We start from the raw sequence: 21,596 nt of genomic DNA on the forward strand, positions 1-21,596 counted from the left end.
TGGTTTCATTGTAACCGGAGGTCTATAGGGAGGCATTGACTTAAGTCAAGGCAGACAAGAGCAGTTGGTTCATTCCGGATAATAAGGCCGAAAAAGGCAACAATAGCGGGCGAGTGCGCAAACTGTACATCGGGGTTCAATTTGTACATATGAAGACCCGGGCTGTTTCGTGCTACTATAGAAATGGTACATGGAGAAAGAGACTAGGGGGAAGCTCGTTGCATTGGGGAAAGGGTAACTTTACACGAAGCGTGGCTTTTCGGTGGATGATATCGTACGCCGTTATTTTGTTCATACCTGTTATTCTTAGCGTAATTGTCTATAGCCAGACCAGAGGAATCGTGGAATACGAGATCGAGCGGGCGAATAGCGCGATGCTGCAGCAGGTCAGATACATTGTAGACGGCGAGCTGCATCAGACGGAAAGTTTGGCCGCGCAGCTGTCCATTCACTCGGATGTCCAGAAGCTATTAAACGACTCTCAAGAAGAAAGCGCTTACCTTATATACAAGACGAAGCAGGAACTAAACAAGCTGCTGTCGACTAATGATTTCATTAAAGGCATATATGTCTATTCGAACGTGCATCACGCCGTGCTCTCGAGCGAGACGTATGTGGAGGATCGGATGTTCTATGCCTTGAAGCATGAAACGGACGACTTCACATACGAGGACTGGATTAAATTAATGAAGGCGCAGCAACCGGGGCGGTATGTGCTGCTGCCGGTTGAGACGCAAGGGAAAAGCATCATTACGCCCTCCTATATTCGTTCGTTCCCCATGCAGGCGGGCGACGGTCCGGCAGGCACGCTGTTATTCCCGCTTAATGTGGAGAAGATCCAGACGATGCTTGAGAATATCGACTGGGTGGAGCAAGGCCGTGTGTTTATTATGGATGCTAACGATCAGATTTTGTTTCAGAACGCCGGCGAAGCGGCCCCCGTACCAACGTCGTACCACGATTGGAGCAATCGGGGATCAGGTACGTTTACGGGTCATTTCCAAGGAACGGAGTCGATGATTACGATCGAGTCGTCCGACACAACGGGATGGAAGTACGTGAGCGTGTTCCCGACCGACGTCTTCTGGGAACGGGCAAAGGACATTCAGACGATGAATGTATTCGGGCTGCTGGTTTGTTTTGCGATCGGCGGAGCGGTTATTTATTATTTCTCGCGCAAAAACTATGACCCGGTCAAACAACTGGTGAGCGTCTTCTCCCGGAACGCGCTTCCGGCGGCAGGGGCCGACCTGGACGAATATTCGTTCATCCGGCGGAGCGTGTTGGAGACGATTCGCGAGCGGGACGATATGAGCAACAAGCATGATCAGCAGCTTCGGGTGCTGCAGAACTATTATTTAGGCAGGCTATTAAAGGGTCAGGCGGATCGGAACGTACCGCTCTCGGAGCTGTCCAAGGCGCATCGGCTTGCCTGGACATCCGACCGGTTCGCGGTGCTGCTCTTCTATGTCGAGAGCGACGAGGATGAGGCCAAGCTGCTGGCCATGTCGCAATTCATCGTGTCCAACATTCTCAAGGATGTGGTCGGCGATCGCTTATCGATCCATTTCGCGGACGTGGACGGCACGCTCGCGGCGGTCGTGAACGTTGACCCGGAGCGGGAGGAGCAATGGAAGGACGATATGGAGGATGCCTTGGCTCAGGCATCCGAATTCATAACGGGACGTTATAAGCTCCGGTTCACAACGGCAGGCAGCGATTTGCAAACGGGCCTCGATGGCGTGCATCAAGCGTTTCTGCAGGCGCTGGAAGCACAAGAGTACCGTATGGTGCTAGGGGAAGGGATGATGATCTGGTACGGCGACGTGAAGCCAAGCGAGAGCAGTTACTTCTTCACGGTCAACGATCAGATGGTTCTGATCAACTTCTTGAAGGCCGACGAGTTCGACAAGGCGAAGCAGATGATCGATAACGTGGTGCAGCAGGCGTTCCAACGGCAATCGTCTCTGGAAATCGCGAAGTGCGTCTTGCTGGACGTCGCGACGACGCTGATTAAGACGATACCCGATCAAGAGCAGGCCGGAATCGCTTGGGATGAATGGCGTCCGCTCAAGAGATTGTTGTCCTGCGCCACGAAGACGGAATTTCATCAGGAGCTCCTGGACATATTGAATCGGGTATTCGGCGTGCTCAGAAGCAAGCTTGCCGTTCAGACGAGCGCGGGGATCGGGGATAAAGTGACCGCGTTCGTGCAGGAGAACTACAGCGACAAGAACTTAAGCGTGTCGATGATCGGAGATTTCTTCCGGTTGTCGCCGCAATATATATCCCGGTTATTCCGCGAGCAGACGGGTCAAGGACTGCATGATTACATTAGCCAAACCCGCGTAGATGCGGCCAAAACGCTTTTGCATGAAGGGGCAAGCATCGACGATACGGCGTCTCGGGTCGGATTCGCGAGCGGCCATGCTTTCATTCGCGTATTCAAGAAATACGAAGGGATCACGCCGGGGAAATACAAGTCGATTCAATGAGGGCTTATGGCGCCAAAAGCAGGCGCAGAGAAAGGGGGCAGCTTGCCATGGAAACGCAAATACTCGGCAGGTTAAGGAAAAGCTGGATCGCGATGATTGTCTTGATCCTACTCGCGTCCGGGTGCTTCGGCGGGGGTAGCGGCGAAGAACGCTCGCAGGGAGAGACGCCGACGGGAACCTCCAGTCCGGAAGCGGACGGCGAGCCGTTCGAATATCCGATGAAGGGAACGCCGGAGCTGACGCTTATGACGGAATTTTCCGATATGGGGACGCCGAATCGAGGGGCGATCGACCAAGAATACGAGAAACGAACGGGCATTGCGATTCGGCATCTCGGCGGCGTACCTATGCAGGATACTAAATTTAGTTATCTGCTTGCCTCCGGCAATTTGCCGGACATCTTCTTGAACAATTGGCTGGGGTATCCGGGAGGGCCCGAGAAGGCGATCGAGCAAGGCTATATTTTGCCGCTGAACGACGTCATCGACCGGTATGCGCCGAACTTTAAGCGAGCACTGGAACAGCACCCCGAGATTGATAAAATGGTGAAGACGGACAGCGGCATCTACTACGCGTTCCCGTTCATCCGTTCGGAATCGGAAAGGGTATACGGCGGACCGATCGTTCGCATGGATTGGCTGGACGAGCTCGGATTGGCCGTTCCGACGACGATCGACGAGTGGCACGGGATGTTGAAAGCGTTCAAGGAAAAGAAGGGGGCTTCCGCGCCGGTGACGTTCCGGACGTTGTTCTTAGGCGAACGTACGGCGGGTTTCGCGGGAGCGTTCGGCGTAATGGGCAATTTCTACGTCAAGGACGGGAAAGTGACGTACGGTTATTTGGAACCAGGGTATCGAGATTACTTGGCGACGATGAGCCGGTGGTATAAGGAAGGGCTGATCGACAAGGATTTTGCCGTGCTGGATTTGGAAACCGTAGATAAGAAGCTAACGTCCGGAAATAGCGGCGCTACGATCGGTTGGCATTCGTATATCGAGAAATATAACCTTGCCTCGCAATCGAACGACTCGGGAGCCCGTTATGTAGCCGCTCCTTACCCGACACTGGCCGAAGGGGCAATACCGGAATTCGGACAACTGGACAACGCGTATGCGGGCACCAGCTCGGCAGCGATCAAGGCTACGACGAAGCAATTGGAAGCGGTGGTTCGCTGGCTGGATTATGCGTATTCGGAAGAGGGCAGCCTGCTGAATACGTACGGCATCGAAGGCGTAACGTATACGATGGAGAACGGAGCGCCGGTGTACACGGATTTGGTTGTCGAGAATCCGGAAGGCTTATCCAGCGATCAAGTGATGCTCCAGTACGCTCACCAAACGAACTTCCCGATGATTCAGCGCAATGCGCAGCTCGAATGGAAGTTTGAAGAGACGAATCAGGCGCTAGATATATGGAGAAACACGAAGCATGAGAACTACTTGCTGCCGCCGATTACCCCGACGCCGGAGGAAGCGAATGAGCTGTCCGCGCTGATGAGCGGAATCAGCGAATATGTGAATGACGCGGAGCTTCGCATTATTCTGGGCGTAGACCCTATCACTGCCTACGACGATATGGTGAAGCAACTGCGGCAACTTGGCATCGAGCGGGTGTTGGAAATTAAGCAGGAGGCGTATGAGCGTTATATCGATCGATGACCTGAAGATGAAAACCTCCGATCCGTGAGCCGTCGGAGGTTTTCTTTTTTATGTGCGAGGACAAACTGGAGTGAAGAACTGTAAAAAGGTGGTTTGCAAAATGCTGATGATACTGAGGACGATACTGTACGTTCTGCTTACGGTATCCGTTATGACGACATACGGCGTCCAGGACGAGAAGAATTCCGCTCGCGAAACGTTGGCCAAAACAACCGGTGAATACGACAATCCAATCATTAAGCAGCGGGCCGATCCGTGGGTGTATAAACATTCGGACGGTTACTATTACTTTAGCGGATCGGTTCCCGAGTACGATCGTATCGAGTTGCGTCGCGCGACGACCATTCAGGGGCTCGGCGAGGCGCAGCCCGCTGTTGTTTGGACCAAGCGGGAAAGCGGTCCGCTCAGCAAGAATATATGGGCGCCTGAAATCCATTTTATCGACGGAAAATGGTACATTTACTTTGCCGCCGCGCGAACCGACGCACCGTTCGATCACCGCATATACGTACTGGAGAACGCTTCGGCGAACCCATTGGAAGGAACCTGGGTAGAGAAGGGAAGTATCCAGACGAAGTGGGAATCGTTCTCGATCGACGCGACTACCTTTGAGCATCGTGGAAAACGGTATTTAGTATGGGCGCAGAAAGATCCGGATATCTATGGCAATTCTAACCTGTATATTGCCGAGATGGAAAATCCATGGACGATAAAAGGACCGCAAGTGATGCTGTCAAAGCCGGAATTTCCTTGGGAAACCATCGGGTTCTGGGTTAATGAAGGTCCGGCTGCGCTTAAGAGGAACGGCAAGATCTTCCTTACTTATTCGGCCAGCGCGACGGATGAAAACTATGCGATGGGCATGCTCACGGCCGATGAGTCGAGTCATTTATTGGATCCGGCTTCCTGGAGCAAATCAAAAAAACCCGTCTTCCGAAGCAACCCCGAAACGGGTCAATACGGACCGGGCCATAACAGCTTTACGGTAACAGAAGACGGCAAACGGGATGTACTTGTCTACCATGCCCGCAATTACAAAGAAATTGTTGGCGATCCGTTGTATGATCCGAATCGGCATACGCGCGCCCAAGTCTTCACCTGGAAAAAGGACGGTACTCCGAATTTCGGAGTGCCCGTAGCGGATGCGAAGAAAGAGTAGAAACGAATAAGTAAAATGACAGGGAAAAGCCACAGATCGACGGGTTGGAATTCGAAGTCTATGGCGGGCAGAAATGGTCTTAACTACGTTGAATTGTGGTTTGCGGTAAGGAAAATCTCCTAATCTGTTTGATAAGTACGAAACGTATTGGAACGGGCTGAATGAGTTGCCAAGAGCATAAACTGTATCATCGCTCTAATAAGGGAAGTGGTGCCGTGCTGAACATCCGAATTGCCCACGATCAGGATACGCTTCGAAAGATTGCGGACGAACGACGTATTCCGGTCGGGGAGCTGCTTGCGCTTAATCCGCACATCCTCCTTCCCAATCAACGAATTGCCGGTTATCCGGTGTATTTTTACCTTCGTCGGCTGGTCTAGACCGATCGGTCGTCCGGCAACTGGGAGGATTGCCGATTTGCCAAGCGGAACCTATTCAACCTCTGAATAGCTGGTTTCCCCTCACCTCGCTCGAGGAAATGGCAAAACACGAATATGATGTGCTGATCGTCGGTACCGGGGCCGGAGGGGGAGGCGTCCTTTGGTGGCTGTGCGAGAAGTGGCAAAAGGAAATTAAACGGATCGGCATTATTGAACGGGGCGAACTGCTGCTGCCGTCGCATGCCCGCAATCTGCCGATGATGAATACGGATCTGTTATGGAGATATTTCAATACCGTCTCAAGTCCGCTTCCCGGAGCGGAATCCGATTATTCGGGCGCAAGGCAGTTGTTTGCCTTCGGCGGGAGAACGTTATTTTGGTTTGCGTTTGCTCTGCGAATGAATTTGTCCATTATGGAGAAATGGCCCATTCCGATCGAAGAGATGGCAAGTTACTACAATATTGCCGAACAAGCGATGAACGTTACCAGTACCTTTACCCAGGACTCCACATTTACGGAAATTTTGCTGGATCGACTTTGGCAAAACGGTTTTTCCGACGCAGACCATATTCCCCTTGCGGCCGATCTGATGCCAAGTATTTATGGGCGGATTCACACCGATATATTCAACAGTTCCGTTTCGTTTCTTTCTACGGCTTTAAATCTTAGTCCGGCTTGTTTGTGGCTGACAACAGCGCTTTGCCTTTCATTGGCGCCGAACATCCGACATTAACGACGATTGCGCTTGCCATTCGGCTCGCGGATCATATCGTTCAAATGCAGCGATAAATCGATGATAGGAAGATGGAATAAGAAGACCTCCGGCCACCGGAGGTCTTTTTTTGTTTTGAGTGTACAAGAAGAGAGAAATTGAACCTCTGTTTCGAGTTGTCACCCGTCATTTTCTTGTTATCGTACATGATTTGCGATAGTGAACATTGCTGGCGGATGGGCAAGGACGGTACATTGATGGGGCAAGGACCGCATCGAAGCTAGGGCAAATTTTCGTAAGGATGTGATCATACATGGCAGCTCATGCGCACGACAATAGGGTAGATGACAGCCCGCTTTGGAAGCATGTCAAGAAGGAATGGAAGCTGTATTCGTTCCTTATCCTTCCGCTCATTTACTTCGCGATCTTCAAGTATGCGCCGATGATCGGCAACATTATCGCCTTCCGCAAGTATAGGGGCGGACCTAATATTCTGGGCTCCGAATGGGTGGGGTTCCAGTACTTCCAAATGTTTATGAAGGACCCGACCTTCTGGCGGGCTTTCTTCAATGATTTAACGTTAAGCGTTAGTTATCTGGTGGTCAAATTTCCGCTCGTCTTGATTTTCGCGTTGTTATTGAACGAAATACGGTGGATGAAGTGGAAAAAATTCGTGCAAACCGTTTCGTACCTGCCTCATTTTATATCCATGGTTATTGTGGCAGGGATGGTCAAGGAAATGGTTTCATTAAGCGGGCCGATTAACGCCTTCTTGGGATGGCTCGGGTATGAGTCTATCGGATTCATCTCTTTGCCGGAATGGTTCTCTTCCATATACGTCACTTCGGGCGTCTGGCAGAGCCTCGGCTGGGGAACGATTCTGTATTTGGCGGCGATGACGGCGATTAATACGGAATTGTATGAAGCCGCGCGAATCGATGGAGCAAGCCGGTTCCGTCTCGCCCTGCATGTCACGATTCCGGGCATCTTGCCGACTGTAATGGTGCTCTTGATCTTGGATATCGGCAGCATTCTGGGCTCGAATTTCGAGAAAATCCTGCTCTTATACAATCCATTGACCTATGAAACGGCCGATGTCATCTCCACTTACGTGTACCGGATGGGTATCACCGGCGGCAACTTCAGTTACGCGACGGCGGTCGGTTTGTTCGAAGGCATTATCGGTCTTATTTTAGTAACCATTGCGAATGAAATATCCAAACGCACGACGAAATCGAGTCTATGGTAGAAAGGAGACTTCTTTATGAAGCAGCGGGCATGGTCCTTTAACGGTTTCAATGTTGTAAACGGATTCATTATGGTTGTGGTCGTTCTCTTCACCTTATACCCGTTCATCTATCTCGTGGCGCAGTCCTTCAGCTCGGAAGCCGCCATTTATGCCGGGAAGGTCAGCGTATTCCCGGTAGAGTTTACGACCAAAACGTACGAGGTCATTCTGAGCAAGCCTGACTTCTTCCGCTATTATGGCAATACGATTCTGTACTCCGTGCTTGGCACATTCATCGCGGTGAGCGCGACGGCCGTGATGTCTTATCCGCTTTCCAAAGCGAAGCTGCGCCTGAACAAGTTTTTCATCCCGTTCGTTCTGTTCACGATGTATTTCGGCGGCGGCCTTATCCCGAACTATATTTTGGTCGCCAAAACCTTAGGCATGAGGGATACGATTTGGGCGATCGTCATCCCGGGGGCGATCAGCGCGTTTAATGTCATCTTGATGAAGACGTTTTTCGCTAACCTGCCGAACGAGCTGGAGGAAGCAGGCCGCGTCGACGGTCTGGGCGTATTCGGGATTTTCATGAAAATCACGCTTCCTCTGTCGAAACCGATTCTGGCAACGATTACGTTGTTTGTCATCGTCGGCATGTGGAACAACTGGTTCGGGCCTTCGCTCTTCTTGCAGACGAAGGAGAAGTGGCCGATCGCTTTGTATCTGAAGCAAATTATCGACAACGCGGTCAGTCCGACCGAGATCGGGGCTACGTCCGAGCAGACGAGCCAAATCGCGGCAAGCGTCAAGTCCACCGCCATGGTGCTTACATCGCTTCCGATCATATGCGTGTATCCTTTCGTGCAAAGGTATTTCGTGCAGGGCATGATGATCGGGGCCGTTAAGGGGTAATCGATATATTCGGCAGGCTTTGGCCTCCGCCGTTTATATATAAAATCAACAAGCTTTAACCAATAAAGGGAGGCAGAGCTATGAACAGATTCAGTAAAGCGGCTTTATCGGTAATGCTGGTGTCGGCGCTCGCTGTAACGGCAGCGTGCAGCTCATCGGGGAACGAGAACGCTCCGAACAAAGGAACGAACGCTCCGGCGACTACGAACGGAGGAGCGGACAATCCCGCCGATTACGTCTTTGGCGAAGGCCAGACCTTCAAATCCAATGAGCCGATCTCTTACTCCATGATGTACAGCGACCATGAGAATTACCCTTATAAAGAGGAGTGGAGATTCTGGAGCGCCGTTAAAGAAAAAACGAACGTAAGCTTCGAACTGGCTACTACGGCAAGAACCGAATACGAAAATCAAAAATCGCTGCTCGTGAACAGCGGCGACGCTCCTTTCATTATTCCTAAAACGTACGATGAGTCGGCGTTCGTCGCAACGGGCCAAATCGTGGCCGTCAGCGATTGGGTGCAATATATGCCGAACTACATGAAGGCCGTCAAGGATTGGGGAATGGAAGAAGACCTGAAAGCCAAGATGAAGGAAGACGGCAAATATTACGTGCTTCCAGGGATGTGGGAAGTCGCCGGCGGCGGATATTCGTACATTATTCGCAAGGACGTATTCGAGGCTGCGGGCGTAGACGTTCTCGGCCAAGAAGCAAAATGGACGTACGAGGATTTCTATGAAGCCTTAAAGAAGGTTAAAGAGCATACGGGAGCGAAGTATGTGTTCTCCGACCAGTTCCAAGGCAATGCCACGCTTAACATTGCGGCCGTTCAATACGGCGTAACGGGCGGCTGGGGCGTGTCGAACGGTCTGACCTTCGATCACGAGAAGCAGCAGTTCCAGTTCGCCGACACATCGGAAGATTTCAAGAATTACTTGACGTACTTCAACAAGCTTGTGAAAGACGGCATTATGGATCCGGAGTCGTTCACGCAAGAAGACGATGCCGCGCGCGCCAAGTTCTTCAAGGGCGACAGCAATGTCATTAGCGGCAACTATCAACAACTGGCCGATTTCAAATCCAAGATGCAGGATCCGAACAGCGAGCTGTACATGATCGTCCAACCGGGCGGACCAAAAGGCATGCAGCAGGTAGAGACGTCCAGACTTGAGAACGGTGTTATGATCAGCAAGAACGCGCTCGACAAGCTAGGAGAAGAAGGTTTTATCAAGATGCTTCGTTTCATCGACTGGCTCTGGTATTCGGACGAAGGCCAAACGCTCAGCCTGTGGGGCGTAGAAGGCGAAACGTATACGAAGGACGCGGAAGGCAACATCGTGCTTAATAAGGATATTTATTACAACGGCATGAACGAAGGCGCTACGAAGCAGCTCAATGTTGATTACGGATTTGCAAACGGGATGTTCGCTTATGGCGGTAAAACCGACCTGAAGACGTCCAAGATGACGGAGGGCGAGAAGGATTACTTTAACCGTATTCTGACCACCCGCGAGCCGCGTAAGCTTGCGCCGCCGATTATGGGCACGGCGGAGGAGACCGAGCAGATGAACTTGATCATGACGCCTCTTATCGATTATATCAAGACAATGACTTTGAAGTTTGTCACGGGTCAAGAAAGCCTGGATAACTTCGATAAATTCAAGGCTCAGGCGGAAGCGAACGGCAGCGAGCGCTATACGAAGCAGGCCAACGAAATTTTCCAGAAGACGAAGGGCTTGCTGGGATATGAATAAGATTTGATTAACGGGGCCTGGCGCATGCTGTTCCAATGGATCATGCACCAGGCTCTTTATCCATGATTTGAAGGGGTGACTATGATGAATGCGCAGGATAAAATTGGTTACGATGCGTGGCTTCGTTACGCATCCATCGAGAGCGGCGAGCTAAGGGAAGAGTACCGTGCTTGTTGCTCGGTCATCGTCATCGCCGAGCAGACGAAGTTGCTGCATACGGCCGCCAGGGAGCTGGCGGAAGCGGTAGGGGCCATGACCGGCCATAAGCCAGAGGTCACTTCGTTTCGAGACCGTCAGGTGCCAAGCGTAATGATCGGCATTAAAGGCAAAGGAGACACGGATGGACTAGGCGACGAGGGATACACGCTCCAAACGTTAGAAGGCGGGCAGGAAGAAGCCGAGTGCATCGCCATTATCGGGGTATCGGACCGAGGGGCGTTATACGGGGCGTTCCACCTGATACGGCTCATGCAGATGGGAGAGCCAATCAACAGGCTGCAAGTGAAGGAAAGTCCAGCTAATGGACTGCGTATAATCAATCAATGGGACAACATGGACGGGTCGATTGAACGCGGGTATGCGGGCAAGTCGATCTTTTACGATAGCGGCGGTTTCGTGAAGGACTTCACGCGAATCCGGGATTACGCGCGGCTGCTGGCCTCCACCGGGATTAATGCGATCTCGATCAATAATGTCAACGTTCATCGCGAGGAGACCAAACTAATAACCGCGGAGTATGAGCGGACGTTATCGAAGGTTGCGGACGTTTTTGGCGCGTATGGCATTAAGCTGTTCCTTAGCATTAATTTCGCAAGCCCGATCGCGATTGGCGGTCTGCAAACGGCCGATCCGCTGGATCCGGAGGTGAGAAAATGGTGGGCGGAGCGGGCGGAGGATCTCTACCGGGCGATCCCCGATTTCGGCGGTTTCCTCGTGAAGGCCGACTCCGAATTTCGTCCGGGTCCGTTCACGTACGGACGGGATCATGCCGACGGGGCGAACCTGCTGGCGGAGGCGCTTGCCCCGCACGGGGGATTGGTCATTTGGCGCTGCTTCGTCTACAACTGTCTGCAGGACTGGCGCGATCGTTCGACGGATCGCGCGAAGGCGGCTTACGACCATTTTACGCCGCTCGACGGACGCTTCGCGGACAACGTCATCCTGCAGATCAAGAACGGACCGATGGATTTTCAAGTTCGCGAGCCGGTATCGCCCCTGTTCGGGGGATTAAGCCACACCAACCAAGTGCTGGAGCTGCAAATCACGCAAGAATATACAGGGCAGCAAAAGCATGTCTGTTACCTGGTGCCTCAGTGGAAAGAGGTGCTTGATTTCGATACGTTTGCCGCAGGCCAAGGCTCCACCGTCGACAAGATCGCGAGCGGCGCCTTGTACAATCGTCCGTACGGAGGACTTGCGGCGGTATCGAATATCGGGGACGACGCTTATTGGACCGGTCATCCGCTCGCTCAGGCGAATCTGTACGGTTACGGGCGCTTGGCATGGAATCCGGCGTTATCCGCGGAGCAAATCACGGCTGAATGGATTCGGCTTAGTCTGGGCTGTGATCCGGTGACCGAGGACGTCGTTTCCAACATTTTGCTGAAGTCTTGGGGCATCTATGAGAGCTATACTTCTCCGCTCGGCGTTGGCTGGATGGTCAATCCGAACCATCATTACGGTCCGAACGTGGACGGTTATGAGTACTCCAAGTGGGGGACATACCACTTCGCCGATCACCAAGGCATCGGGGTCGATCGAACCATCGGGACGGGGACCGGATACGCCGGACAATACCACACGCAGCCAAGCGAGATCTACGATTCGCTGGAGCGTTGCCCCGATGAGCTGCTGCTGTTCTTCCATCATGTCCCTTACACGCATGTACTGCAGAGCGGGAAGACGGTGATCCAGCATATTTACGATACGCACTTCGATGGCGCGGATGCGGCCGCTGGTTTGTCGGCGGCTTGGCAGACGCTCAGAGGCAAGATCGACAATGCGTATTTCGAGCTAGTCGCTTCGCGCCTCACCGAGCAAAGCGAGCATGCCAAGGAATGGCGGGACGTTATCAATACGTATTTCTACCGGAAGTCGGGAATCGACGATCGGCAAGGTCGTCTGATCTATTGAATTCAGATTGATAGGAAAGCGAGCGATCTCATCGATATGAATACGAAAAAACTTTTCAATGACGGATGGGAATTTGCCAAAAGCGGGTTGGATGCACAGGACCACGCCGGCTTGCGCTTCGAGCCGGTGGACTTGCCCCATGATTGGTTGATTTATCAGACGACGGCGCTTTACGAGAACAGTATCGGCTGGTACCGCAAGAGCTTCGCTTGGACGAAGAGCGACAGCGGCCGAGAACAACAGCTTCTGCTCTGTTTCGACGGCGTGTACATGGACTCATCGGTCTATGTGAACGGACGATTCGTCGGCGAATGGAAATACGGATACTCGTCCTTTGAGCACGACATGACGGAAGCGATTATCGAGGGCGAGAATGAAATTGTCGTGAAGGTGGTGTATCAGAGCCCGAACAGCCGGTGGTATTCGGGAGCCGGCATCTATCGGAACGTCTGGCTGAAGACGAGGACGAATCCTTATATCGTAACGGATGGCGTATATGTCAGGGTCAAGCAGCAGAGTGAAGGATGGTCCGTGGAAATCGAAACGGATGCGTACAGCGATGAAGAGGTTATCATAGCGCATGACATTATCGATGAGGGGCAGAGGATCGTTGCCCAATCGGAGCAAGTTGCCGATGGCGGGGACTCGATCGCGCGCAATCACCAAACTTTAACCGTAGAGAAGCCTTTGCTCTGGAGCACGGACGAGCCGAATCTGTACCGGCTTGTTACCCGGTTGAAGAGAAAGGCAGGAGGGTCTTCCACGGAAGAACTGCCTTCCGAAGATCACGAGACGTTGACACGGCATCTTGGCTTCCGTACGATCGTGCTTGATCCTGAACGGGGGCTTCAGGTGAACGGGAGGAAGCTGAAGCTGAACGGCGTCTGCGAGCATCATGACCTGGGCGCGCTGGGAGCGGCGTTTAACGTGCACGCGTTGCGAAGAAGATTCGTTATTTTGAAAGAGATGGGCGTCAACGCGATTCGTACGGCCCATAATATGCCGGCGCCGGAGCTGATGGATTTGGCGGATGAGATGGGGTTCTTCGTCGTTACGGAAGCGTTCGACATGTGGGAGCGGTCCAAGACGCCGTACGATTACGCCAGATTTTTCGAAGGATGGGCGTATCGAGACGTGAAAAGCTGGGTGCTGCGCGACCGGAATCATCCGAGCTTGCTCATGTGGAGCATCGGCAACGAGATTTACGATACGCATGCGGACGAGAGAGGGCAAGAGGTTACCAAGCTGCTCATGGCATACGTGGAGGAGTTCGATCCGAAGCAAAACGCGAGGGTGACGATCGGCTCCAACTATATGCCTTGGGAAAACGCGCAGAAATGCGCCGATATCGTTAAGGTCGCCGGCTATAACTATGCGGAGAACTATTATCGCAAGCATCATGAGGAGCATCCGGATTGGATCATCTATGGAAGCGAGACCGCCTCGGTCGTTCAGAGCAGAGGCGTCTACCACTTCCCGTTCGACAAGTCCATTCTGGCCGATGACGACGAGCAATGCTCGGCCCTGGGGAACAGTTCGACAAGCTGGGGGGCGAAGTCCGCGGAAGCCTGTATTTTGGCGGAGAGAGACACGCCGTTTTCCTTAGGCCAATTTCTATGGACCGGCTTCGACTATATCGGGGAGCCGACGCCGTACCATACCAAAAACAGTTATTTCGGGCAGATCGATACGGCTACGTTCCCGAAAGATTCCTATTACATCTATCAGTCTGCTTGGACCGATTATCGCACGAAACCAATGGTGCATGTGTTCCCGTACTGGGATTTCAACAACGGGCAAACGATCGATGTACGCGTCTGCTCCAATGCACCCAAGATCGAGCTGTTGTTCAACGGCACGAGCGTCGGCACGCACGAGATCGACCATGAGCATGGCACGCAGCTTGTCGGCTGGTGGAAGCTTCCTTATGCACAAGGGGAAGTGAAGGCTATTGCCTATGACGAAGCGGGCAACGTCATTGCTACCGATGCGCGAAGATCGTTCGGAGATGCGCGATCGATTACGCTCCAAGCGGATAAAACGGCGTTGACGGCGGACGGCACGGATCTTATTTTCGTGGAAATCGGCATGTTGGACGAAGAGGGGCATCCTGTCGACAATGCGAACAATCGCGTTCGCGTGGAGGTGACGGGCGAAGGCCGGCTGCTGGGTCTCGATAATGGCGACAGCACCGACTATGACCCGTATAAGGGCATGAGCCGAAGGCTGTTCAGCGGCAAGCTCATGGCGATCATCGGCGCAACGCTGCAGCCCGGGAAGATCAGAATCGAAGTGTCCTCCGAGGGCATGCCTGCTAAGGCTGCGGAGTTTACGTCGCATGCGGCAGCAGGCGGGGCGCCGGAAGGGCTGTCCGCGAACGCAAGGAATGGGGGGCTTCCGTGCGTAATCGGCAGTAAGGAGGAGATTCCGCTTCGCAAGATCGAGATCATTAGCGAAACAGGACAGCGCTTCGACGAATCGGTTAGAGAGATTATCGTTCAAGCCAAGCTATGGCCGGATAACGCCTCGTATCGGGACGTCGAGTGGCGCGTCGTGACGGATGAAGGAATTGACTCGAATATCGCCAAGGTCGAAGGAAGCGGGAATGAGGCTAAGCTTACCGCGATCGGCGACGGTGCATTCCGTCTTCGCTGCACGAGCAAGAACGGCACGGACAAGACGAAGCTCATCTCCCAATTGGAGTTCACGGCAACGGGTCTGGGAACGGCCTACAAAGATCCGTACGGATTTATTACGGCGGGGCTTTACGACTATGGCAAGGGCGAGGTCGGGAACGGCAACGAGCGAGGCGTGGCTACCAGCCGGGATGGAGAGACGCAGGTTGGCTTCCGGAATATCGACTTTGGACCGTTCGGCTCCGACACCATTACGATGCCGATCTTCGCTTTATCCAGCGAGCCTTATGCGCTCCAGATCTGGGAGGGCATGCCGGGCGAGGAGGGCAGCAGCTTAGTTGCCGACGTCATCTATCAGAAGCCTTCCAAGTGGAATGTGTACCAGGAAGAAACGTATCGTCTCGCCAAGAGACTGCGCGGGATTACGTCGATTTGTTTCGTCCTGCGTCAGAAAGTGCATATCAAAGGCTTTTCCTTTGCGCGCCAAAGCCGGGCTTTCGAACGTAACGCGGCTGCTGCCTGCGATCGGATCTACGGCGATGCGTTCACCGTTGCGGACGGTCTTGTGGAAGGCATCGGGAATAACGTTTCCCTTGAATTCGAGCATATGGATTTTGCGGGCGAAGGGACTTCGAGGCTTGTCATAAGCGGCAGATCGCCCATCGACAAAAACACGATCCATATCCGATTCTCCGGCGATAACGGCGAAAGCAACCAACTCGTGGAATTCGAGAAATCGAATGGATACGAGGAGCGGGAATTCAGGATCGAGAAGGTCACGGGTATACAGAAGGTGACCTTCATCTTCCTGCCGGGGAGCAACTTCGACTTCGACGCATTTCGCTTTGGGCGGTGAGCGGGTAAGAAACCGAATAGCGGCTTAAGGAGAAGAGATCGTCCGCACCGGGCGGTCTCTTTATCTGCCGATCGCGTACCGCAATTGAACGACTCCGCCGCCAAGGGGCTTGCATTCCACTAGCTGCACGTCTTTGTGTAGATACTGTTCCCGGTCGATAAGCAGGTTTAGTCCTTTGCCTTCCAATACGGGAGCAATGTTAAAAATCAATTCATCGACAAGCCCATGCTCCAAAAATGAATTGTGCAGATCCGCGCCGCCTGCAAGCAGGGCAGTCTGATGACCCTTCTCATGCAAGTACTCCAGCGCTTCTTGCGGGGATCCTGCGAGCTTAACGCCAGCCATTTCATTGCGATTGCTCGAAATGACGACGATGTCGATATCGTTAAACCCGCCTCCTCCGCTTGCTCGCATGGCCTCGAATGTCCGACGTCCGACGATAAAGTTGCCCGCAGCCTTGGCATTCGAAACAAAATCGGCGAAAGCTTCTTGTTTAGGCGGATTAACTGTGCTGGATTGCGCATAGTTTCCGTTAGCGCTAAGCGTTGCCCAAAGAATGGTTTTCATATGAGTCCTCCTATAATAAAACCTATTTAAGATATGAAACAGCTTGCGAAAAGGGGAGCTTCAGCTAATCTTGCTTTCTTTTGCTGACGTCCTTTCAATGACTCTTCGGATCGATGACGCAACGCGGTCAGGCCGATCCTCTTGCACGTAGTGGGAAGCATCGCTCAGAATCTCGGTTTCGTTTAACTTCAGCACGCTTTGCCACTTGGCCATTTCTTCAGGTGGAAAGCCGGCGCTGTCTTTCATTCCCCAGAGGATTTGCGCGGGTAAATCCGACAACACGGGCAGCTTCGATTCGATTTCTTCGAACCAAGAACGCGCCTTTCGGATTTGCCGAGGGAATATCCATGTCGGTATTCTCGATTTCGGGGTGGGAAACGGGTCGGTATAAGCTTTTCTCAACGTTTCCGTCACTTTCTCGGAGTGAAATATCCCGTGCGGAACGATCTTTCCGGCGAAGAAATTAAGCCGCGTCTGAAGCCAATAACCGAAGGGCCATCCTCCCATCGCCATTGAAAACAGCCTCATGGCCAGAAGCCTTGCCGGCCAAGCCCAAGTGTTCATGACGACGATGCCGCGCAGATTCTCCCGGTTCCGGACCGCGTAATTCATGCCGACGGGCCCGCCCCAATCCTGAACCACAAGCACGAAATCTTTGAGATTCAAGCGACGGATGAAATCCGCGACCGCTTCCGAGTGCTCTTGCGGCGTGTACCCGTAGCTTGAAGGCGCTTTGGACATTCCGAATCCCGGGTAATCCAAGGCGATTAGACGATAGTCGCCGCGCAACTCTTTTACGACATGCCGGTACAAGTAAGACCATGTGGGATTGCCGTGAAGCAGCAAAACCGTCGGTCCTTGCCCTTCGTCAACGTAATGAATATACCCGTCGCGATAAGGCAGCCAATTATCCTTGAAAGGGTACTCGGACTTATCGACTTCGAACGGTCTTATTATTTTGAGTTCCATTTTTTTGGATCAACCTCCTCTTCCTCAATAGTATTCGACCATGGTATATTTGAAAAGTAGTTACATTAAAGTGCAATAGTTTCATAAAATGAACTAGGGGGGATTGCCATGATCGATGCTACTTGTCCCGATTCTATAGAGCCCGTCTTGGAATTGTTAGAAGGAAAATGGACGCTGCTCATTCTTCGCGACCTGTTCAACGGCATCAAGCGCTTCGGGGAATTACGCCGTTCTCTGCATCCGATTAGTCCGAAAACGTTAACGGATCGATTGCGAATGTTAGAAGAACAAGGAATCGTTACGCGTACGATCTTCTCCGAGGTTCCTTTGCACGTCGAATATGAGCTGACCGTTCGGGGGCAACGCCTCCAGCCTATTTTTGCCGCAATGAGGGCTTGGGCTGACGAAAACATATGTCCCAATACCGACAAAGACAAGTTGACTTTGGCGGAGTGAAATTGAAAGGGGCTGTCCCGAGCCATTGGCTTAGGGACAGCCCCTTTGTGCGTATGCAGCTAACCTTTGGGCTGCTATGTTCGAATTTGGCAGTAACTTTGTGCGGAATTAACAGTGGTGGGCTATGTTGGATTTTCGCAGCAACTTTGACCGTTTGACGGCTTTTGGGTGCAAAATAAAGGTCTATGTTGCAAATATCCAATATAGCTCTCGATATGGCGCGAACCAGCCTAAAGTTACTGCAATGATCCAGTATAGCCGCTTCGCACATTCCACGCCATGAACGAACCCTTCGTCCTCGATGAGTTGGTAGGAGGACTATTATTATATTTTGAGAAAATCCTTCAGCAAGTTTTCGCTGCTCTTCTCCAGAATGAGCGGGAAGTGAACCGTTTTATCCGGGGCAAGGCTCTTGACTTCATCGTATACGGCAGAGGAGGCATAGATTTTGTCGGCCCCATCGGCAAATCGCTCCAAAGCTTGCGGATTATTCGTGCCGAGGGCAGAGTATTCGATATGCTGTACTCCGGCTTCCTTCACCCGCTGGGCCATCCACTGTCCGCCCTTCTGGCCCAAGCATACAAATCCGACTTTGCTTCCCGAGGAAAGCTTGGCTATCTCCAGAAGAAGGGAGAAATCGATTGTCGCCCCGATGGTCAGAACCGTCTTCCTAGTCCCCGTCAGCTTATGCACTTCATCGGAATGGTTGAGCGTCGTCACGACCGCATCCGCTTGGCTCAGCAGCTTTTCGAATTCGGCCATGGAGTCGGGAAGCTGCTCGAGAAAGAAGCTCTGGACCGTCGCCCCCGATAAACGGGCGATTTCTTTACGATAGAAGATGTGGTCGTGTTCCTTGCATTCGATGAAAAGAAGCGTCGGCTTGATGCTTGCCTGGTTTCCGAACAATTGGACGAAGGCCATGCCGGCTACCGCAAGCTCCCGAAGTTCCAAATGATTCTCCGATGCTTCCTCGACCATTCGTTCCCATAATTCATACATGGGCTTGCGCTTGCGCATGAGCTCCTCCACCCTCGACCCGTCTAACACTTGAGTACCCTTCCCCTTTTGAATGGAGACAATGCCTTCATCCTTCAGCTGCGTATAGACTAGGCTGACGGTATTGCGATTAATGCCTAATTGATCGGCTAAATCTCCGGCCGCGGGAAGCATATCCCCCGGAACCATCCGACTCATCCCGATCAACCATTTGAGCTGTTCTTTCAGTTGAGTGTTTATGCTGTATGTCAATTCGGCGTCCGCTTGCAGCAGCAGCTTTTCTTCCATCGTCGTTACCCCTATTCATAGTTGTATAGGTATATATTATTCATCCATTATACATGAAGCCCATTCGTAAAGAAATATCAGGCCAAATGCCAAACGAATAAAAAAATGTTGACAAATCGAACAATAACAAATAGTCTAATAAACATATAGTTAACTAGTTATTTATAGTTAACGAACAAACAAATGGAGGAACCTACCGTGACAAATGAAATAAAGCACCAAAACGCGCAAATCGAGGATATCAACATTTTTTATCGCGAATCGGGACCGGCCGATGCTCCCGCCATCCTGTTATTGCATGGATTTCCTACTTCGAGTCATATGTTTCGGCATTTAATTCCGCTGCTTTCGGAAAAATATCATGTTATTGCGCCGGACTTGCCGGGTTTCGGTTTCAGCAGCGCGCTTGCCCATGATCAATACGAGTATAGCTTTGACGGATTCAGCCTCTTATTGGAGAAGCTGCTGGATGGACTGAATATCGACGGTTTTTATATTTATTTAATGGATTATGGCGCGCCGACGGGATTCCGAATCGCTGCCCGTCATCCCGAGCGGATTAAAGGATTGATTATCCAAAACGGAAACGCTTATGACGAAGGGCTTGCGGACTTCTGGAATCCGATTAAGGAATATTGGAATGATCCAGCGAATGAAGAAAAACGGGAAGCGTTGCGTTGGTTAACCAGCTTTGATGCGACAAAATGGCAATACACCCATGGTGTAGAACGAGTAGAGCTGGTAAGCCCGGATACGTATACATTCGATCAATCTTTTTTGGATCGCCCAGGTAATCAGGAAATTCAATTGGATTTATTTTTGAACTATGGGACCAACCCCGCGCTTTACCCGAAATGGCAAGAGTACTTCCGAAAGGATCAACCGCCGACACTGATTGTTTGGGGTAAAGGGGATGAGATTTTCCCTGCCAGCGGTGCTTATCCATATCTACGCGACCTGCCGAATGCAGAGTTCCATCTATTCGAGGATGCCGGCCACTTCGCATTGGAAACCCATCTCCATCAGATTGCCGGATTGATGATAGCGTTTATGGATAAAAACAATTAATTATGGAGGTGGCTGATACGATGCAGAAAAAAATAGTACCGCCCTTTACTTTGGAAACCGCTTTGGCAAAAGTTAAAGCTGCGGAGGATGCTTGGAATTCCCGCGACCCTGAGCGAGTTGCGTTAGCCTATACGAGTGATTCCCGGTGGAGGAACCGTGCCGAGTTTTTTACGGGCAGGGAAGCGATAAAAGATTTTCTGCGCCGCAAGTGGGCCAAAGAGCAAAGTTACCGTTTAATGAAAGAGTTATGGGCCTATACCGACAATCGGATCTCGGTGCGTTTTGAGTATGAGTGGCGCGATGCGGATACGGGCCAGTGGATGCGGACCCATGGAAACGAGCATTGGGAATTTGACGAGGACGGCTTAATGAAGCGTCGCGACATGAGCGCCAATGACTATCCGATTGATGAGAGTGAACGCAAATATCGTTAAAGGTAGGGTAATAAGGGGAGAAAGGGATGTGCCGAAAAAATGATCATTCAAAGAATGCCATGGGCGGGTATCCATCTAAAATACGAGGAAGTAAGTCTTGTTATCGATCCATTATTTGAAGTGCATCCTAAATACGGTTCTATCCATGAATCGGTATATCCGTTAAGCGATTTTGGATCCGTCGATGCGGTGCTTGTCACGCATTTGCATGCGGATCATTTTGACCCGCGCTCTATCTCAACCTTTTACGGGCAAGAAATCCCTGTTTATGTTCCGGAAGAGGCTGTTCCGTTGGCACGGGAAAGCGGTCTGAAAAACGTAATCGGGGTAACCGTAGGAGCGGCTTTCCATATCGGGTCTTTTGCCGTCACTCCTACGTACTCCATCGATGGAAACGGCGATCCTCAAGTAGCCTGGGCAGTAGAGGCAGGAGGGAAAAAGATCATTCATTGCGGAGATACGCTCTGGCATGGATATTGGTGGAAAATCGCGGAGAAACACGGTCCGTTCGATGTTGCTTTTTTGCCAGTTAACGCTGCGGTCATCCGATTTCCGAATCGAATCCACAGCGGACAGCCGATTTGTCTAACCCCTGAACAGGCGGTCTCTGCGGCAAAAGTGCTGCAAGCGAAAAAATTGGTTCCGATCCATTTTCGCATGATTCACTCTCCGCCGTTTTATCAAGAAACCTCCGATATCGTCGCTCGATTAGAACAGAGCGCAAAAGGGGTTGTACCTTTGCATATCCTTGATTCAAAAGACAACTTGACCATATAAAGGAAAGGATGCCAACCTAAGAAGAAGAGGGGAAATTGCGCCCTCTTCTTCTTTTTATCTTCTTAAACTCCATACCGCGTACACACCATGTACACAACAGATCTTTATATTAAGTCT

Annotated in this window: 17 protein-coding genes; 14 read left to right on the top strand and 3 right to left on the bottom strand. The window is 51.8% G+C overall.

Annotated features, from left to right (window positions below; translation table 11 throughout):
- The first annotated feature begins 218 nt into the window (after window positions 1-218).
- The 10 genes from J2T14_RS18925 (at window position 219) to J2T14_RS18970 (ending at window position 15,924) form a co-directional block, all read left to right on the top strand.
- Window positions 219-2,495 (top strand): AraC family transcriptional regulator, encoded by a 2,277-nt coding sequence (locus J2T14_RS18925; RefSeq protein ID WP_307473224.1) that lies wholly within the window; start codon window positions 219-221, stop codon window positions 2,493-2,495.
- 47 nt (window positions 2,496-2,542) lie between these two features.
- A complete protein-coding gene (locus J2T14_RS18930) occupies window positions 2,543-4,153 on the top strand; it encodes an extracellular solute-binding protein (protein WP_307473226.1) in 1,611 nt (536 codons plus the stop codon).
- A gap of 151 nt (window positions 4,154-4,304) precedes the next feature.
- The gene (locus J2T14_RS18935; RefSeq protein WP_373458179.1) at window positions 4,305-5,312 is read left to right on the top strand and encodes a glycoside hydrolase family 43 protein; all 1,008 of its coding nucleotides are present in this window, start codon (window positions 4,305-4,307) and stop codon (window positions 5,310-5,312) included.
- 215 nt (window positions 5,313-5,527) lie between these two features.
- Window positions 5,528-5,692, top strand: a complete 165-nt coding sequence (locus tag J2T14_RS18940) for a hypothetical protein (protein ID WP_307473229.1) — start codon at window positions 5,528-5,530, stop codon at window positions 5,690-5,692.
- Window positions 5,693-5,790: 98 nt separating this feature from the next.
- Window positions 5,791-6,426: a hypothetical protein gene (locus J2T14_RS18945; protein ID WP_307473232.1), complete on the top strand. Its 636-nt coding sequence runs from the start codon at window positions 5,791-5,793 to the stop codon at window positions 6,424-6,426.
- Between the two features lie 292 nt (window positions 6,427-6,718).
- The gene (locus J2T14_RS18950; protein WP_307473233.1) at window positions 6,719-7,654 is read left to right on the top strand and encodes an ABC transporter permease; all 936 of its coding nucleotides are present in this window, start codon (window positions 6,719-6,721) and stop codon (window positions 7,652-7,654) included.
- 15 nt (window positions 7,655-7,669) lie between these two features.
- Window positions 7,670-8,545, top strand: coding sequence for a carbohydrate ABC transporter permease (locus J2T14_RS18955; RefSeq protein WP_307473236.1), 876 nt, complete (start codon window positions 7,670-7,672; stop codon window positions 8,543-8,545).
- An 80-nt stretch (window positions 8,546-8,625) separates the two neighbouring features.
- Window positions 8,626-10,299: an ABC transporter substrate-binding protein gene (locus J2T14_RS18960; protein WP_307473239.1), complete on the top strand. Its 1,674-nt coding sequence runs from the start codon at window positions 8,626-8,628 to the stop codon at window positions 10,297-10,299.
- Window positions 10,300-10,380: 81 nt separating this feature from the next.
- Window positions 10,381-12,432: an alpha-glucuronidase family glycosyl hydrolase gene (locus tag J2T14_RS18965; RefSeq protein WP_307473241.1), complete on the top strand. Its 2,052-nt coding sequence runs from the start codon at window positions 10,381-10,383 to the stop codon at window positions 12,430-12,432.
- A 36-nt stretch (window positions 12,433-12,468) separates the two neighbouring features.
- Complete coding sequence (locus J2T14_RS18970; protein ID WP_307473242.1) at window positions 12,469-15,924, top strand: glycoside hydrolase family 2 TIM barrel-domain containing protein; 3,456 nt, start codon at window positions 12,469-12,471, stop codon at window positions 15,922-15,924.
- Window positions 15,925-15,984: 60 nt separating this feature from the next.
- On the opposite strand, the gene J2T14_RS18975 is transcribed toward J2T14_RS18970, so the two are convergent.
- Window positions 15,985-16,491: a dihydrofolate reductase family protein gene (locus tag J2T14_RS18975; RefSeq protein ID WP_307473244.1), complete on the bottom strand. Its 507-nt coding sequence runs from the start codon at window positions 16,489-16,491 to the stop codon at window positions 15,985-15,987.
- Between the two features lie 60 nt (window positions 16,492-16,551).
- Window positions 16,552-17,460 (bottom strand): alpha/beta fold hydrolase, encoded by a 909-nt coding sequence (locus J2T14_RS18980; protein WP_307473246.1) that lies wholly within the window; start codon window positions 17,458-17,460, stop codon window positions 16,552-16,554.
- 108 nt (window positions 17,461-17,568) lie between these two features.
- Between J2T14_RS18980 and J2T14_RS18985 the strand changes: the two genes are divergently transcribed.
- Window positions 17,569-17,916: a winged helix-turn-helix transcriptional regulator gene (locus J2T14_RS18985; protein ID WP_307204480.1), complete on the top strand. Its 348-nt coding sequence runs from the start codon at window positions 17,569-17,571 to the stop codon at window positions 17,914-17,916.
- Between the two features lie 324 nt (window positions 17,917-18,240).
- Here J2T14_RS18985 and J2T14_RS18990 read toward each other — a convergent pair whose 3' ends face one another.
- Entirely contained in the window at window positions 18,241-19,200 is a 960-nt protein-coding gene (locus tag J2T14_RS18990; RefSeq protein WP_307473248.1) for a GntR family transcriptional regulator, read from the bottom strand.
- 198 nt (window positions 19,201-19,398) lie between these two features.
- Between J2T14_RS18990 and J2T14_RS18995 the strand changes: the two genes are divergently transcribed.
- Genes J2T14_RS18995 through J2T14_RS19005 form a run of 3 tightly spaced genes read left to right on the top strand, consistent with a single transcriptional unit; the run spans window position 19,399 to window position 21,479 of the window.
- The gene (locus J2T14_RS18995; RefSeq protein ID WP_307473250.1) at window positions 19,399-20,268 is read left to right on the top strand and encodes an alpha/beta fold hydrolase; all 870 of its coding nucleotides are present in this window, start codon (window positions 19,399-19,401) and stop codon (window positions 20,266-20,268) included.
- 20 nt (window positions 20,269-20,288) lie between these two features.
- A complete protein-coding gene (locus J2T14_RS19000; protein WP_307204487.1) occupies window positions 20,289-20,702 on the top strand; it encodes a nuclear transport factor 2 family protein in 414 nt (137 codons plus the stop codon).
- A gap of 39 nt (window positions 20,703-20,741) precedes the next feature.
- Window positions 20,742-21,479 (top strand): MBL fold metallo-hydrolase, encoded by a 738-nt coding sequence (locus J2T14_RS19005; protein WP_307473252.1) that lies wholly within the window; start codon window positions 20,742-20,744, stop codon window positions 21,477-21,479.
- The last annotated feature ends 117 nt before the right edge of the window (window positions 21,480-21,596 follow it).

Origin of the sequence: Paenibacillus harenae (assembly GCF_030812415.1) — a bacterium.
Taxonomy (GTDB): domain Bacteria; phylum Bacillota; class Bacilli; order Paenibacillales; family Paenibacillaceae; genus Pristimantibacillus; species Pristimantibacillus harenae_A.